The 16,195-nt window shown below is 44.4% G+C and carries 16 protein-coding genes, 2 pseudogenes and 1 riboswitch; of the genes and pseudogenes, 4 read left to right on the top strand and 14 right to left on the bottom strand.

Going from position 1 to position 16,195, the window contains the following annotated elements:
* Positions 1 to 69: 69 nt before the first annotated feature.
* Positions 70 to 1,215 carry a BMP family lipoprotein gene (locus tag AB1K89_RS17680; protein ID WP_413056010.1) on the bottom strand — a complete coding sequence of 382 codons (1,146 nt, stop codon included), beginning with the start codon at positions 1,213 to 1,215 and terminating at the stop codon, positions 70 to 72.
* 126 nt (positions 1,216 to 1,341) lie between these two features.
* A riboswitch (purine riboswitch) is annotated at positions 1,342 to 1,443 on the bottom strand.
* 255 nt (positions 1,444 to 1,698) lie between these two features.
* Here AB1K89_RS17680 and AB1K89_RS17675 point away from each other — a divergent pair.
* On the top strand, positions 1,699 to 2,220 hold the full coding sequence (locus tag AB1K89_RS17675; RefSeq protein ID WP_413056009.1) for a cupin domain-containing protein: 522 nt from the start codon (positions 1,699 to 1,701) through the stop codon (positions 2,218 to 2,220).
* Between the two features lie 149 nt (positions 2,221 to 2,369).
* The gene (locus AB1K89_RS17670; RefSeq protein ID WP_413056008.1) at positions 2,370 to 3,125 is read left to right on the top strand and encodes a YwaF family protein; all 756 of its coding nucleotides are present in this window, start codon (positions 2,370 to 2,372) and stop codon (positions 3,123 to 3,125) included.
* 134 nt (positions 3,126 to 3,259) lie between these two features.
* Here the strand turns inward: AB1K89_RS17670 and AB1K89_RS17665 are convergent, their stop codons facing one another.
* From AB1K89_RS17665 to groES, 3 genes are all read right to left on the bottom strand, one after another.
* Positions 3,260 to 3,970, bottom strand: coding sequence for a DUF421 domain-containing protein (locus AB1K89_RS17665; RefSeq protein WP_413056007.1), 711 nt, complete (start codon positions 3,968 to 3,970; stop codon positions 3,260 to 3,262).
* A gap of 267 nt (positions 3,971 to 4,237) precedes the next feature.
* Entirely contained in the window at positions 4,238 to 5,866 is a 1,629-nt protein-coding gene (gene groL, locus AB1K89_RS17660; protein WP_413056006.1) for a chaperonin GroEL, read from the bottom strand.
* A 47-nt stretch (positions 5,867 to 5,913) separates the two neighbouring features.
* Positions 5,914 to 6,198: a co-chaperone GroES gene (gene groES / locus AB1K89_RS17655; RefSeq protein WP_147059641.1), complete on the bottom strand. Its 285-nt coding sequence runs from the start codon at positions 6,196 to 6,198 to the stop codon at positions 5,914 to 5,916.
* A 246-nt stretch (positions 6,199 to 6,444) separates the two neighbouring features.
* Between groES and AB1K89_RS17650 the strand changes: the two genes are divergently transcribed.
* A complete protein-coding gene (locus AB1K89_RS17650) occupies positions 6,445 to 7,182 on the top strand; it encodes a CPBP family intramembrane glutamic endopeptidase (protein WP_413056005.1) in 738 nt (245 codons plus the stop codon).
* 254 nt (positions 7,183 to 7,436) lie between these two features.
* Here the strand turns inward: AB1K89_RS17650 and AB1K89_RS17645 are convergent.
* The 6 genes and pseudogenes from AB1K89_RS17645 to AB1K89_RS17620 form a co-directional block, all read right to left on the bottom strand.
* Positions 7,437 to 7,601 (bottom strand): annotated as a pseudogene (locus AB1K89_RS17645) (transposase); the annotation flags it as partial.
* Positions 7,600 to 7,809: pseudogene (locus AB1K89_RS17640) on the bottom strand (transposase); the annotation flags it as partial. The pseudogenes AB1K89_RS17645 and AB1K89_RS17640, both read right to left, overlap by 2 nt.
* Positions 7,810 to 8,183: 374 nt before the next feature.
* Positions 8,184 to 8,816, bottom strand: coding sequence for a YIP1 family protein (locus AB1K89_RS17635; RefSeq protein ID WP_413056004.1), 633 nt, complete (start codon positions 8,814 to 8,816; stop codon positions 8,184 to 8,186).
* Between the two features lie 139 nt (positions 8,817 to 8,955).
* A complete protein-coding gene (gene tatC, locus AB1K89_RS17630; RefSeq protein ID WP_413056003.1) occupies positions 8,956 to 9,750 on the bottom strand; it encodes a twin-arginine translocase subunit TatC in 795 nt (264 codons plus the stop codon).
* A 17-nt stretch (positions 9,751 to 9,767) separates the two neighbouring features.
* Positions 9,768 to 9,962, bottom strand: a complete 195-nt coding sequence (locus AB1K89_RS17625; protein ID WP_413056002.1) for a twin-arginine translocase TatA/TatE family subunit — start codon at positions 9,960 to 9,962, stop codon at positions 9,768 to 9,770.
* Between the two features lie 65 nt (positions 9,963 to 10,027).
* Positions 10,028 to 10,681, bottom strand: coding sequence for a redox-sensing transcriptional repressor Rex (locus AB1K89_RS17620; protein WP_413056001.1), 654 nt, complete (start codon positions 10,679 to 10,681; stop codon positions 10,028 to 10,030).
* Between the two features lie 124 nt (positions 10,682 to 10,805).
* Between AB1K89_RS17620 and AB1K89_RS17615 the strand changes: the two genes are divergently transcribed.
* On the top strand, positions 10,806 to 12,737 hold the full coding sequence (locus AB1K89_RS17615; RefSeq protein WP_413056000.1) for an ABC-F family ATP-binding cassette domain-containing protein: 1,932 nt from the start codon (positions 10,806 to 10,808) through the stop codon (positions 12,735 to 12,737).
* Between the two features lie 347 nt (positions 12,738 to 13,084).
* On the opposite strand, the gene tsaD is transcribed toward AB1K89_RS17615, so the two are convergent.
* Genes tsaD through tsaE form a run of 4 tightly spaced genes read right to left on the bottom strand, consistent with a single transcriptional unit; the run spans position 13,085 to position 15,708 of the window.
* Complete coding sequence (tsaD, locus tag AB1K89_RS17610; RefSeq protein WP_413055999.1) at positions 13,085 to 14,107, bottom strand: tRNA (adenosine(37)-N6)-threonylcarbamoyltransferase complex transferase subunit TsaD; 1,023 nt, start codon at positions 14,105 to 14,107, stop codon at positions 13,085 to 13,087.
* Positions 14,107 to 14,556: a ribosomal protein S18-alanine N-acetyltransferase gene (gene rimI, locus AB1K89_RS17605; RefSeq protein WP_413055998.1), complete on the bottom strand. Its 450-nt coding sequence runs from the start codon at positions 14,554 to 14,556 to the stop codon at positions 14,107 to 14,109. The genes tsaD and rimI overlap by 1 nt, the downstream gene beginning before the upstream one ends.
* On the bottom strand, positions 14,549 to 15,259 hold the full coding sequence (gene tsaB / locus AB1K89_RS17600) for a tRNA (adenosine(37)-N6)-threonylcarbamoyltransferase complex dimerization subunit type 1 TsaB (RefSeq protein ID WP_413055997.1): 711 nt from the start codon (positions 15,257 to 15,259) through the stop codon (positions 14,549 to 14,551). Before tsaB ends, rimI begins: the two co-directional genes overlap by 8 nt.
* Positions 15,256 to 15,708, bottom strand: coding sequence for a tRNA (adenosine(37)-N6)-threonylcarbamoyltransferase complex ATPase subunit type 1 TsaE (gene tsaE, locus AB1K89_RS17595; protein WP_413055996.1), 453 nt, complete (start codon positions 15,706 to 15,708; stop codon positions 15,256 to 15,258). The genes tsaB and tsaE overlap by 4 nt, the downstream gene beginning before the upstream one ends.
* Positions 15,709 to 16,195: the final 487 nt, after the last annotated feature.

Raw genomic sequence — 16,195 nt, 5'->3', positions numbered from 1 at the left:
GTTCATCATTCCCTAAACATTTAGTAGGGAACTGATAAACTTCTATTGTCATTGTGTCTTTACTTACTTTTATAGTCCTGGAAACTTTTCTGGAGTATGTTCATTAAAATTAGATGCAGGTACGATCGTGCCATCTTTCACTAGCTCGTACGCCTCATTCATTTTGTTTAACGTATCCTCAGATAATTGGTGACGACCTTCTTCTTTAATAAAACCTGTTGAATTTGTATCCGCATGAAGAACTACATTTCCGCCTTTAAAGGATCCATCAGCAACAGAATTCAATGCCTTTTCAATGTTCATCGCCATGAATTTCACGCCGGATGTTAATACGATATTTTTAGAACCATTTGCACCGTCATCATATTGGTCAACATCCACACCAATTACTTTCACGTCGCCCTTAGCTTCCTTGACTGCTGTGAATACACCATTACCAGTGCCGCCTGCAGCAACGAAGATAATATCTGCACCTTGTTTGATCAATGCATTGCCGATTACTTTACCAGTCGCTTCATCCGCAAAGGATCCTGCGTAGTTACCGCCAACATCAGCACCCGTTACATCAGTTCCTGCATAACCAGATAGTTCAACAAGTTCAACATTTTTTCCATAAACCTTGTTCGCGTAATTTACGCCTGATTCAAAACCGAATTGATAGTTTACATTTGAAGGATAAGCGATCCCATTTACAACCGCTACTTTGTTTGTCTTCGTTTCAAGTGCTGCAGCCATTCCTGCAAAGAAACCACTCTCTTGCTCGGCGAAATTCATCGCATAAATATTGTCGAAATCAGTTTGGCCATCTACAGGAGCTGGCTCAGTGTCATTCATGATAAAGATCTTATCCGGATTTTCTACAGCGATGCTAGAAACCCCAGCAAATTGGAAACCAGGTGTAACAATTACATCATAATCTGCCACGATATCGGCAACAGCTTGTACAGCAGCTGCTGGATCGCCTGTTGGTTCCTTAACAGACTTTACTGTTGCTGTTGGATTGTTTTTAATAAAGTTCAAAATTCCGTTATAGTTATCTTCATTGAAGCTACCATCATCTACGCCAGATGGGCTTGTTACGATGGCAATTTTCAAGCCTTCATTGCTTCCCGCCTTAGCTTCTTTATTAGCTGAGCTATTTCCGCAAGCGGCCATAACAGCAGTGAGTAAAACAGTGAATAATAGCATTGCTATTTTCCTTGTATTTTTGGTCATATAAATGATCCTCCCTGTTAATAAGTTTGAATTGAGTTTGTGTAAAAATTAAAAAAGCACCGTGTAGATACCGGTGCTTGACTTCAGGAAGGTAGACAATAGAAATAAATAAGTTATTTATCTCTATCGTTATATGTACTACCTCGTAGTCAAGCTATTTACGGCAGCTTGGTAGAAACTTTTGGGCCCTATCCCCAACATTATACGAGAATATTATTCAATTTTTACTACCCAATAATAACACCCGGAATTCGAGGTGTCAATATAAAACCGAATGATTAATTTAAAAAACGTAACATCGTTCGCTAATTGCGCGAACGACTAGAATTATCAGCCGAAAGAATAGGTAATATTCGCCTTCTTAATGTTTTAAATGTTTGCAACTAGCCAATTGAATTTGTACAATTAGGGAATGCTCAGAGTAAAGGCAGTAATAAAGTATTAAATTGGTATTATAATAATAACAATCGGAGGTATTTAAAAGTGAATAAACATAATGCACAATTTTTCATATCCAACCTAGGATTAACTCCACATCGAGAGGGTGGATATTATAAACAATCATTCCATTCGACCGAAACGATTTCCGATCAAGAAGTATCGATGAATTTTGATGGGAACCGCATGCTCTATACGAGCATCTACTTTTTATTAACATCGAAAGACATTTCTCACTTTCATCGTTTGAAATCTGATGAATTATGGTATTATCATGCAGGAAGTCCACTAACCATTCATGTAATTGAGGAAAATGGGGATTATAAAGAAATTAAATTAGGGTTGAATTTGGATAAAGGAGAAGTCCCCCAGGCGTTAGTTCCAAAAAACACTATTTTCGGATCTTCTGTGATGGATCCGGATACATTCTCTTTAGTTGGGTGTATGGTTTCGCCTGGCTTTGAGTACAAGGACTTTGAATTATTTACACAACAAGAGCTTTTAGAAAAATATCCTCAACATAAAGATGTCATCTTAAAGATGGCTTATGAGAAAATTCCAGACTAATAAATAAAAATGAAGCTCCCCACAAGTCCAATGACTTTCGCGGAGCTTCTTCTTATTTGGTATAACGTATGGGTTAAATAGCAAGCTTTCTTAAATTACAAAAAATTACTTACTTATTTTCATTTATTATCGGATATAAACTCATTAAAATGCACACCTTATGCTTGATAAGACAAAGTAAAGGTGGCAAAATGATGTATTTTGGTCCCAGTAATATCTCTTCAAAGTTCAACTTATTTTCAGAAAGTCATTTAGTGATATTGATACTATTCATTTTATTTATAGTAACAATTTTCCACTATCGTTATAAATTGAATGATGACAAATGGAGAAAAGCTGAAATTGGAGTAGCCATTTCTTTGATTTTATCCGAAATGACCTATCACTTTTGGATGATCCAAAATGGAATTTGGAAAGTCGGAAGATCATTGCCGTTAGAGTTATGCAATATTGGACTCATACTTTGTGTTATGTTATTGCTGACAAGAAAAAAAATATTCTTCGAAATACTATTTTTTATATCCCTATTTGGTGCTACTCAAGCGATCTTAACTCCTGCATTAACTTACAATTTTCCACACTTTCGATTTTTTCATTTTTTCTACACACATATGATGATTGTATGGGTGATTTTATTTTTTATGTGGGCGAAGGGATATTATCCAAATTTCATGTCCGTAATAAAGCTAATTATCTTCCTCAATCTACTTTTACCAGTAATTTTATATATGAACAAAAACAATAACGGGAACTATTGGTATTTACGCCACAAACCTGATAGCTTCAGTCTCTTTGATTTGTTAGGTCCTTATCCTTGGTACATTTTTACGTTGGAAGGTTTATTGTTATTACTTAGCTTTGGGGTATGGCTAACCATCCCTAAACAATCCTTACCAAAAAGATAGATAAATTAAATGGCATTATATATTTTATATGACTACTATGTAATGCCATTTTTGATATTTGCGCCCGTTAATTGAATACGCTTAACTTTTATTAGCTGGTTTAGTTTAACAGTGGTAAATCAAGAGAAATATATTTATTCTTTATCAATTGGTGAATGAATATGATTATCATATGTATTAACATACATATTTCCATTAGCGGACAGGACTGCATATAATACATCACGTTGAACTAAGTTACGTTTATTCAACTCCATTTTTAACCATAATTCTGTTAGGTTATTATGTTCTAGATTTTCCTTTATTACTTCTCCATCCATAATTAGTTCAATTGGTAATTTAAATTCAGGAGTTATCGGGATCATTAAATCTTGTCTATTTACATTTCTGAATTGAGGCTTTTTTAAGACGGTTAATGTCCCATTTGTCTCTATAATTGCAAACAGTACCTCTTCAATATTAAAGACGTCCTTTTCCCTTAACTGTTGATTTAAATAATCTAACGTATATCGCATCTTTTTCATATTTTTATCTAGTATTTTTCCCTTTTCAATAACAATAGTCGGGTCACCTGCAAAAAGCTTTCTGCCTTTTCTACTTTTTAAGGAAATAAGAGCCATCATAAAAATTATTATGATATAAACAACAAATGCTAGGGCAGCATGATTTGATTTTATAGATGTATTAAAGGCTATGTTTGCTGCTATGGCGCCTAATGAAATGGCTGCAACGAAATCAAACATCGTCATTTTAGAGATAGTTTGTTTACCAAGTATTCGTGTGCCTATTAGTAACAGTCCAAAAGAAGCTATTGACCTTAAAATAACCTCGAAATACTCAGACACTTCAACACCTCATTTTATTTTTATCTCTAATAGACTTTACTATTTCTCACTTTCTAAACATTTATTTTAGAATATGCTCTTAAAAATCTCGATAATCAAATCACCAAGAATGTCTATCTCCACGTAAAGGAAATGAAAAAAGAAGCTTCCCAAAAGTTTAATCAACTTTTGAGAAGCTTCGTTAATTTACCTCTGTATTAGCAAGATGTTAGCAAACCACTCTCATCTTGCTTAAAGCCCTAATGTCTCAAGGGTTGAAGTGACTTATTACATCATGCCGCCCATTCCGCCCATGTCAGGCATGCCGCCTGCTGTTGGTGGTTCTGGGATATCTGCAACGACTGCTTCCGTAGATAGGAACATTGCCGCCACGGATGCTGCGTGTTGGAGTGCGGAACGAGTAACTTTTGTAGGGTCCACGATACCAGCTTGCATCATGTTCACCCACTCGCCGTTCGCTGCGTTGAAGCCGATTCCGACTTCTTCACGTTTTAGGCGATCAACGACGATCGAGCCTTCAAGGCCAGCGTTTGTTGCGATTTGACGAACTGGCTCTTCAAGTGCGCGAAGGACGATTTTCACGCCTGTTGCGACGTCGCCTTCAACGCCTTCTAGAAGCGTTTCAACTTTCGTATAGACGTTGATAAGCGCTGTACCACCGCCGGATACGATACCTTCTTCGACTGCAGCACGTGTTGAGTTCAATGCGTCTTCGATGCGAAGCTTGCGCTCTTTCAATTCTGTTTCAGTTGCCGCTCCGACTTTGATGACTGCTACGCCGCCAGCAAGTTTCGCAAGGCGTTCTTGCAGCTTCTCTTTGTCGAACTCGGAAGTTGATTCCTCAAGTTGCGCACGGATTTGGCCGACACGTGATGCGATTGCATCTGTTTCTCCGTTTCCTTCAACGATTGTCGTGTGGTCTTTTGTAACAACGACTTTCGCAGCGCGTCCAAGCTGAGTGATGTCAGCAGATTTCAGATCAAGGCCAAGGTCCTCAGTGATGACTTCTCCGCCTGTAAGGATAGCGATATCTTCTAGCATCGCTTTACGACGGTCACCGAATCCTGGTGCTTTGACAGCTACTGCGTTGAATGTACCACGAAGTTTATTCACAACTAGTGTTGCAAGCGCTTCGCCTTCCACGTCTTCTGCAATCATCAACAACGGCTTGCCTTGTTGAACGACTTGCTCAAGAACCGGTAGAATCTCTTGGATACTTGAAATCTTTTTATCTGTGATCAAGATGTAAGGGTTCTCGAGAACCGCTTCCATTTTGTCTGTGTCTGTTGCCATGTACGCAGACGCGTAACCACGGTCAAATTGCATACCTTCCACAACGTCAAGCTCAGTCGTGAAGCCTTTTGACTCTTCGATCGTGATGACGCCATCGTTGCCGACGCGCTCCATCGCTTCAGCGATCAATTCGCCGACTTCTTCATCGCCTGAAGAGATAGCTGCAACTTGTGCAATCTCCTGTTTGCTTTCGATTTCGTCGGAAATGCCTTTTAACTCTTCAACTGCTGTTGCAACCGCTTTTTCGATTCCTTTACGGATGCCGACAGGGTTTGCTCCAGCTGTTACGTTTTTCAATCCTTCACGGATCATCGCTTGCGCTAGTACTGTTGCAGTCGTCGTACCGTCACCAGCAATTTCATTCGTTTTGGAAGCAACTTCCGCTACAAGCTTTGCACCCATGTTTTCAAATGCGTCTTCAAGCTCGATTTCCTTTGCAATTGTCACACCGTCATTCGTGATAAGCGGTGAACCGAATTTTCTTTCAAGAACGACGTTGCGTCCTTTTGGTCCAAGCGTCACTTTAACAGCGTCAGCAAGTGTATCTACACCGCGTAGCATTGCGCTGCGCGCGTCTTCATTAAATTTAATTTCTTTAGCCATTTATGAATTCCTCCTGTTTTTTCGTGTACTTATTTATAAGGGGCGACTTAGCCGATGATAGCTAGAACGTCGCTTTCACGCAGGATCAAATATTCATTGCCTTCATATTTCACTTCAGTTCCAGCATACTTTGAGAAGATGATGCGGTCGCCTTCTTTTACTTCCAGGTCAACACGCTGGCCGTTTTCAAGAACTCGTCCAGTACCTGCCGCTACAACTTTACCTTCTTGCGGTTTTTCTTTCGCAGAATCCGGTAATACGATACCGCTAGACGTCTTTTCTTCTGCTTCGATCAGTTCGATTACGATACGGTCACCTAATGGTTTCAACAAGTGAAACAACCTCCTCGACAAATTATCTTCTTTTTAGCACTCAGCAATCAAGAGTGCTAATACAATTCTTATCATAATAAAGTTGCCCAAAAATTGCAAGCAAAATACTTGTGCATTTATAGATAAGATAAAATGACATTTCGTCTCCATTGAAGCATGCCGACAGTCAACAATTGTTGCATCCTTTTCTCTTTGCTTGTCTTCGTAGAAAGGCTAAAATGGATAATAGAAGAAAGGAAGTTGGCAATGAAAAACTGGAAAATCTCTATTTCGATCGTTCTTTTATATATCGCAATGCAGTTCGGAAGCATTCCTGTCTCGAAAGGACTCTTCACCTACTTTCAAGACACCGCCGGTATGGAAAAGGAAGACGCGGCATATTACGGCTTCGCCTGGGCGTTGTTCATCACCAATCTGATCGCCGCCCCAATCATCCTGTTCATGACGACGCGCAACAAACGTTTTTGGGATATCTTTAAAAAAGGGAAGAAAGCGACTCCTTGGATGACTATCCTATGGGGAGTGCTAGGTTTTTTCATGGCGATGGCAGGTCAAATGATTGCCGGAATCATTGAAATAGCGCTCGGCATCACGCCGGGATCCGAAAATACCGCCTTGCTGAGCGAAGTCGCCAAAGCGACGCCGATCATCATCTTTTCCATCGTCATTTTCGCGCCACTTCTCGAGGAGATCGTTTTCAGACGGGTTCTATTCGGAGGGATTTACACGAAGACAAACTTCTGGATTGCAGCAATCGTGAGTGGAATTGTGTTCGCAGCTGTACACGGCGAGCTCGAGCATCTGCTCACCTATACGGCGCCGGGAATGGTGTTCGCATTTATCTACCATCACACGAAGCGCATATGGACGCCGATGATTGCACACCTCCTCATGAACGGCTTTGTCATGATTGTCCAACTGAATTACGAGAAATTGGAGCAATTGCAAAATATGAAGCAAGCCGTCATCTATTTTCTTCAATAAAAAAACGACTTCCCATTAAGGGAGGTCGTTTCAGACTGTAGAGAAAAGGGTTGGAAATCATAGATTTCCAACCCTTTTGCTTAAACATCTACATTTTAACTGTCATATTCCGAAATAACGTTGATTTCCGTTCCGGGCGGACGCTTTCCGGGGGCTTGCCCTCAGCCTCCTCGTCGCTTCGCTCCTGCGGGGTCTTCACGCTGCGCTAATCCCCCAGGAGTCGCCGCCCTGCACTCCAATCAACTGGAAATCCTTTAAGACAGGGGTATCATTTCAGCCTCCATAGCCGGCGCTCTCCACGTCCAACTGGCCAGCTTCTTCAAATTTACGGCAGAAAAAGTCAGCATCGCCTGCATGGATATTTTTTTAAGTCCCCGGGGGGTTGTCCATCGCATGCCATGCTTTTCTTTTGCATCAGAAGGTATACTGAATGAATGTCATCTTGATGAGTACGACAGGATCAATGCCAGGTCGCCCAATGGTTGAATACAGATCTTCAATTAATGGATAGATGAAGGAGAAATCAAGGGCCGCATCCAGTTTTCGAACCAGATGTTCCTGAGGAACCAACTGCTCTATAGTCAGCATTTCCAACTGTTCGCGTTCATTAATTTGATTTGTCATCATATCCATCACCTCATTCAGTTAATAGGAAACACGTTGATTGGAGCGGAGAGCGGCGACTCCTGCGGGAACAGCACGAGCTGAAGACCCTGGACTGAGCGAAAGCCGTAACGAAGAACGGCTTTTGCGAGTAAAAGCGTAGCGTTACGAGCATAGGGGTGCTGTCTAATTTCTGCACAACCCGCAGAAATTAGACAAATCGAACCCTTCGCTGTTCGATTGGCTGAAGCCGTGCCCGCGGAAAGCGTCCGCTCGCAGTGGAAATCAACACTTTTAGCTTTATCTATTATAAAAGAAAAAACTGTAGGCAAACCCGAAAATTCAGGGTGTTTGTCTACAGTCTGAAACGACTTCCCATAACGGGAGGTCGTTTTCATTCAACTTAATGACGCGATAATTGAAAAGATGATTGCCCCAAATACGAGCGCAATGAGAAAGACAATGACGAAAAAGATGGCAATGATAATCGCGACAACACCGAGTCCGCGCCATGCCGAAAAACCATGCACCAGGCCGATCCCTTTACAGGCGATGACCGTTCCAAATATGCCGACGCCGATTGTAATGAGATTTTGCAAGAAGTAAATGCCTAACGGCAAATTCGTAATCCCTAAATTCACTGTCGGCATTTCAAATAGCCGGGATCCGTACACGGCGATTAGTAGGAAGTTCATCGGTGCGAGCCAGATTGCAACAATCGCAGGCGCAGGAGTGATGTGGATCATGTCGGAGAATTTTCCTGTCCCGCCAAGCCATTTACCGACCCACGTATACATCGCCGTATTGATCACCCAGCCGATGAGGCTCCCGCCGTATGTCATGATTATGGATACAATGATGATGAATGCTAACGGCATGCCGCCAAAAATTCCGGCCGTCGCCATGGCGATCGAACCGGTGCTGATCGAGCTCAGCAGGAAAATGAGAAAACCGTATCCGACCGACTTTTTCTCAAGCAAGTATTGAAGCGTCTTCGTCGGTTGGCTCCAAATCGATATAAGTGGCTTCATGTTTGTTCCCCCTTTTACTTCCTATGTATATGTAAGAGGACTTGCTGTCGAGTCCCCTACTTCCCATCATACTGGAATCATTTTGGAATTTCGTTACAAAAAAAATCCCGCCTCCATAACCCGGGAAGCGGGACATCATTTATTTCTCCAAGTTCCCCATCACTTCATCAATCTGGCGCTGCTGTTCAGCCTTGATTTCTTCAATCTTCCGTTTCTCCTCGGCCTTCAGGAATTTCCGATAGCCGACGCGGCAGATGACAATGCTTATTTCATAAAGCGCGAATAACGGAACGGTCACTAGTAAATGTGACATAAGGTCCGGTGGCGTGATGAATGCAGCAATGACGAACAGCACGAAATACGCTACCTTCCGGATTTTCACGAGCTTCGCAGGATCCAATATGCCGAGCCTCGACAGGAATAAAAGGACGATCGGCAGCTGGAAGATCACGCCGAACGGAATGAGTATTTGGAACAGGAATGTGAAGTATTCATTAATACCGACCGTCTGTGTGATGCCGAGCTCCGCCGACAGTTCCTTCATGAAGTTCATGACGAACGGCACGAGGACAAAATAGGAAAATCCAATTCCTACGAGCAACAGAAGGAATGCGAACGGGATATAGCTCAACGTCACTTTCCGCTCCGTCTCATGAAGCCCGGGCGATATGAATGACCAGAACTGGTACATGATGACCGGTGAAATGATCACAACCGCCAAAAAGATGATGACCTTCAAGTACAAAGCAATCGGATCGACGACATTGAATGCGTGAAATTCCTCATATCCTGCCTCTAATTGTAAAAACTTGATGATCGGCTTGGCGATGAAAAAGCTGCCGATCACCGCAATAACAAAGAAAACGACGATTACCATCAGTCGTTTTCTAATTTCATCTATATGTTCAATGACTGTTAAATTTTTTTCTTTCATCGGACAGACATCCTTACTTATTGCACTTCATTTTTCTTGTCTTCGACTTTTTTTGTCGGTTCTTCATCGTCGGTTGCGAGACCTTTTGTTGCATTTTTGAATTCACGCAATGAAGATCCAAATGCCTTTCCAATTTCAGGCAACTTCTTCGGTCCAAAAATGAGCAATGCAATGACAGCGATTATAAGTAGACTTCCTATACCTGGAGCCATTTCGGACACCTCCTTCGTATGGTACCTATTTTACATGAAAACAGCTTGTATTACTATTGAACAGTTCATTCTATTTGTGAATCTTTTTCGTCATTTTTAATGAAATAGATTAGCGTCTGCAATTCTACCGACAAATCGATCGTATGGATACGCATCCAGTCAGGCGCCGTCAGCCGGACGGGTGTGAAATTGAGGATCCCTTTCACGCCGATATTGACTAGCCGATCCGCCACTTCCTGCGCCGCCTTCGTCGGAACAGTCAAGATGACGAGATTAATGCCGAGCTCTTTGATCTTCTCTTCCATCATGTCAGGATGGAACACCGGAATATTGCTGACCGTCTTCCCTTCCCTTGGCGCCTTCGGGTCAAAAGCGACGACAATCCGCGTATTATGGTTCTTCTGGAAATTGTATTTCAAAAAAGCGTTCCCTAAGCTTCCAACGCCGATCAACGCGACATCCGTCCCTTCATCCTGATCAAGTGCATGGCGGAAGAATAAAAGGAGATCGTTCACGTCATAGCCGTAACCTTTTCGCCCTAGCGCCCCAAAATGGGAGAAGTCACGGCGGATCGTAGCGGCATCAATTTTCATCGCCTCGCTCAGTTCGCTCGAAGAGACGCGCTTCTTGCCGGCGCTCGCGAAGTTTTGTAGAAATCTATAATATAATGGAAGGCGTTTTGACGTCGCCTGTGGAACTCTCGGAGTCGATTCAGCCATTTCTTACCTCCTGTACGTGCATTTAGCTCATTTTATCGTACTCTAGATGTGTGCTGATGTAAAGCCGACGATTGCACCGACCCGCCCATTCGATTACACTAAAAGTGGAATAGAGGTGTGCTGAATGATCGTATTACAAGTGAATGGAATAACAAAATCCTTTTCAGGAACTGATATATTGAATAACGTCCGCCTCGAAGTGCAGCACCGTGATAGAGTGGCGCTCGTAGGACGGAATGGAGCCGGCAAGTCGACATTGCTCAAAATCATTGCGGGTGAGATGACTGCAGATTCCGGCGATCTAATTATGCCGAAAGATGTACAAGTCGGCTATCTCGAACAGCATGCGGGCATTGATTCCCCCCTCACGATATGGGAGGAGATGCTGACCGTTTTCGAACCGCTTCTTGCAATGGAAAAAAGGCTCCGTCAGCTGGAAGCACAAATGGCGGATCCTTCCGTATACGAGAAGCCGGAAGAATACGAACGAGTCATGAAAGATTACGACGCGCTGCAAGTCGAGTTCAGCGATTCGGGCGGATATCAATATGAATCTGATATGCGTTCGGTCCTCCACGGCATGCGCTTTTATCCCGAAGACTACGGGAAGAACGTCAATCTCTTATCAGGCGGTCAGAAAACGCGGCTGGCGCTTGCGAAAATGCTGCTCAGCAAACCGGACCTCCTCATTTTGGACGAGCCGACGAACCATTTGGATATCGAGACGCTAGGCTGGCTCGAAAAATACCTCGTCTCCTATGAAGGGGCGATCCTTATCGTTTCCCATGACCGCTATTTCCTCGATCAAATCGTGACAATCACGTACGAAGTGTCGAGGAGAAAAGTGACGAAGTATGTCGGCAACTATAGCGCCTATTTAGTTGAAAAAGCGAAGAACTATGAGCGGGATAAGAAGCTGTACGAGCGCGAAACGAGCGAAAAAGCGAAACTCGAGGATTTCATCCAACGGAACATCGCCCGTGCGTCGACTTCCAAAATGGCGAAAAGCGGACGGAAGCTTCTCGAGCGTACCGATTGGATGGACGCTCCCGATGGAGACGAAAAGTCCGCAAGCTTTTCCTTCTCCATCGATCGGCCAAGCGGCAATGATGTACTCACATTGGATGACATCGCTGTCGGCTACAACGGCAAGCCTGTCTCCGAGCATATCAACATGCATGCGTACAAAGGCGATCGGATTGCCATCATCGGACCGAACGGGATCGGCAAATCGACATTGCTGAAGACGATCGTGAAAAGGCAGGAGCCGATTGAAGGGACGATCCGCTACGGGACGAATGTCCAATTCGGCTACTACGACCAGAACCAGGCGACGATCCTCGGTACGGGGACAGTCCTCCATGAGCTATGGGATGAGTGGCCGATGATGAATGAAAAGGATGTCCGCTCCGTACTCGGGCGCTTCCTGTTCACAGGCGAGGACGTCGAGAAGCCTGTCGTATCCCTTTCCGGCGGCGAGAAAGCCCGTCTTTCATTGGCGAAGCTCATGCTTCAAAAATCGAACACGCTCATACTGGACGAGCCGACGAACCATCTCGACCTCGACAGCAAGGAAGTGTTGGAAAATGCATTGGATGACTTTCCTGGCACAATTCTCTTCGTCTCCCATGACCGTTACTTTATCAATCGGATCGCTACAAAAGTGATTGACGTCGGTCCTATCGGCGTCACTGAGTATCTCGGCGATTATGATTATTATATTGAGAAGAAAAATGAGCTGGAAGAGCTGAAGGCGGAACAGAGTGCTTCGGAACAGCCAAAACAGCCGAAGAACGGACGGAATGAAGAAGACAAGGAAATGAAACGGCAGGAGCGCCGTTTGACAAGAGCCATCGCTGAAATCGAAGAGTCGCTTGGGAAAATGGATGCCGATATCGCCGTTCTGCAAGAAGAATTGCTGAACCCTGATTTTGCCGACGACCATGTAAAGCTGATGGATCTTCAGGAACAGATCGACGAACTGCAATTGCAACACGACAACAAGTCAGAGGAATGGCTCAATTTGCAGGAAGAACTCGAAAATTTGAATGCATAAGCATGTTCAAAGCTGTCGATGGGAATGAACCCCCATTCGACAGCTTTCTTTCGTTTTCGACATGCCTACCATTTGATTTCCACAATCTTATCAACATCATGCCCGTTGATATAATGGGATATGAACATAGTTATCCACGTTATCCACATTTTCATCTACAATTACCCACATAGTTATCCAAAAGATGAAATGGTCATTCACACGAATCTTTTAATTATCCACAACTTATTAACAATTGTGCATAAGTACGAACGTTCCCTCTTGACAAGTCGGATTCACATCAGGACAAATAAAAACGGAAATCGTCAGAAACCGACGATTTCCATCATTCATTTACTTATTTGTTTTCAATCATTCCAAGACCCAAGCTCCATGCCCGGCCTGCCGTTCATTTCCATCGTGCCACGTTTCCCGCTTACGAACATCGCGGTACCTGCCGCAGCAATCATTGCCGCATTGTCCGTGCAAAGGGAGATTGGCGGGACATAAAAAGGGATCCCCTCTATTTCAAACGCAGCATCCAACGAAGCCCGCAATCCTTTATTGGCAGCAACTCCGCCCGCTGCAATCACTTGCTTCACTCTGTATTCCTTCGCAGCTTTCAATGTCTTCTCCGTCAACACTTCGACGACGCTTTGCTGGAAGCCCGCGGCCACATGTGCAGGAACGACTTCGCCGCCTTTTTGCTCCAGATTATGCTTGTAATTGATGACGGCGGATTTCAGTCCGCTGAAGCTGAAGTCATATGAATCTGACTCGAGCCAAGCCCTCGGAAAGTCGACCGCTTCATCGCTCTCAAGCGCAAGCTTGTCGATATGTGGACCTCCCGGGTATGGCAATCCGAGGACGCGTGCCACTTTGTCATACGCTTCCCCTGCAGCATCATCCCGCGTTTCGCCAATCAACTTGAACGACCCATGCTTCTCCATGAGGACCAACTCTGTATGCCCTCCGGAGACAATGAGCGCAAGCAAAGGGAACTCCATCGGCTGCATCAATTGATTTGCGTAAATATGCCCCGCGATATGATGCACGCCGATGACCGGCAGCCCATTGGCAAACGCGAACGCCTTCGCCGCATTAATGCCAATCAATAATGCACCCACTAGACCAGGACCTTCCGTCACAGCGACCGCATCCAAGTCCGCTGGAGCAAGATTAGCCTTCGCCAGCGCTTCCTCTATGACGAGCGTAATCTGTTCGACATGATGCCGCGACGCGATTTCAGGCACGACGCCGCCGAACCGTTGCTGACTTTGGATTTGCGACGCAACAACGTTCGAGACGATCTCATGCCCATTCCTCACAATCGAAGCCGCCGTCTCATCACAGCTCGTTTCAATTCCTAATATATAAATATCTTTGTCCATTAAAATTCCACCCACATGACGAGCGCATCTTCATGGTCGTCCGTATAATAGTTTTTCCGTATGCCGCCATCTTGGAAACCGAGTTTGCGATACAGATTCTGCGCCGTATGATTGCTCACACGTACTTCGAGCGTCATCAGCCTTACATCATTCGCCTTACATAGCTCAATCGCCTTGCGCATAAGCGCCTCTCCGATTCCATAGCCTCTCATATGCTTTCTCACTGCCACATTCGTAATATGGCACTCATCGAGCACGACCCACATCCCGCAATGTCCAATCACTTCATCGTCTGCAACTGCGACGATATAATGAGCATAATCATTTCCGGTCATTTCATGCTCGAAAATTTCCTGCGTCCATGGCGTCGCAAACGACTCTTGCTCGATTTCAACGACTTCAGGGATATCTTCCGTTGTCATTTTTCTATATTCAATCGTTTTATTCACTGCCCTTTTCCTTCCGTTGCTGCATCAGCCAGTTCGCCTCCGCCTCAGCGATACGGCGGTATTCCGGCGTAAATGCATGTATATTCTCTTCTTGTCCGCTCTGCTCCGCGATGAAGATCAACGAAGACGCTCTCGGAAGCTGCAAAGGGAACGGAGCAATGACAGCCTTCTCCTTCAACCTTTCCACAATAAGCTCTTCATGCATCGCAACATCCTTGCCGACAAAAAGAACCGGACGCTCCTTGCTTGCTAAACCATCCAGCAGATTTTCAATCGCAAAATGTCCGTCCTCCGCGTTGGCGGTTAAACCGCCATCCACGAATTCATATACCCCTGCGTACACATTATTTCTTCTCGCGTCCACAAGCGGGCAAATTAACCCGTAAAAATACGGAGCATTCGCAGCAAGCACCTTCAAACTCGAAACGCCAAACAGTGGCTTCTTCAACGTCCAAGCCAACGTCTTCGCAATCGTCACCCCGATGCGGACACCTGTATAAGAGCCCGGTCCTTCCGAAACTGCAATTGCATCGATATCTTTAGGCTGCAGCTTCACTGTCGCAAACAATTCCTCGATCACCGGCATCGCACGCAATGAATGATTGACCGCCATCGAAGAATTCACTTCGGCCAAAACAGCTCCGTCCTTCACAATTGCAACGGACAAAGGCGTGTTCGCCGTATCTATCCCTAACCATATCATAACGTCATCGCCTCACAAATCTTTTCAAAACGCTCTCCTTTTGGAATGAACACTATTTTTCTCGACGTTTCCCCGGTATGCTGGATCCGGATCTCCAATCGCTCCGCAGGCAGATCATCCTCGATCAAATGCGCCCATTCAACGACAGAAACCGCATCTCCATAGAAAAGCTCGTCCCAACCGAGATCCTCATCACTATCTGCCAATCGATAGACATCCAAATGATTGAATGGGACTCTGCCTTCATATTGCTTCAAAATTGTAAACGTGGGGCTGTTCACCGTCCGAGTAATGCCGAGGCTACGTGCGAGAGCTTTTGTGAAGGTCGTCTTCCCGGCACCAAGATCGCCTTCCAACGTCACGACGTCCGGAGGGGAAAGCAAGCCTGCCAATGTATGTGCAATCTGTTCAGTTTCCGCTAAGGAATGAACATTGAATTGTATAGTCATCGTATTTTCCTTTCATCTCCACTTTGCTTTAGTGTACCGAAAAAACAGCATTTCCGAAAGTCTTGAGGTTTGGTGGAGGTATGTAATTGATTAAATAGTTGTTGTAAGTGGGACTGATAAGCTGTCCGTCCAATGAGTGTAGGTGTGCGTCTAAAGAGTGTCGTTCCGCGTCCAAAGCAAACCATTCCACGCCCAATACTACCCATTCCGCGCCCAATGCAAGCCGTTCCACGACCAATACTAGCCATTACGCGCCCAATACTAGCCGTTTTGCGTCCAAAGCGAGCCGATCCGCACTCAATGACAGCGTCCCGCACCTAAAAGCACTATCCCTAAAGTTAATAAAAATACAATTAAACAACAAAAAACCGATTCTGGAATGAATCCATAATCGGCTGACAAGTTAAATTAAAATGGCGGTCCCGACCGGGATCGAACCGGCGATCTCCTGCGTGACAGGCAGGCATGTTAACCGCTACACCACGGG

Origin of the sequence: Sporosarcina pasadenensis (assembly GCF_047228845.1) — a bacterium.
Taxonomy (GTDB): domain Bacteria; phylum Bacillota; class Bacilli; order Bacillales_A; family Planococcaceae; genus Sporosarcina.
The sequence above is the reverse complement of the archived record's forward strand: the minus strand, read 5'-3'. Positions and strand labels throughout refer to the sequence as shown.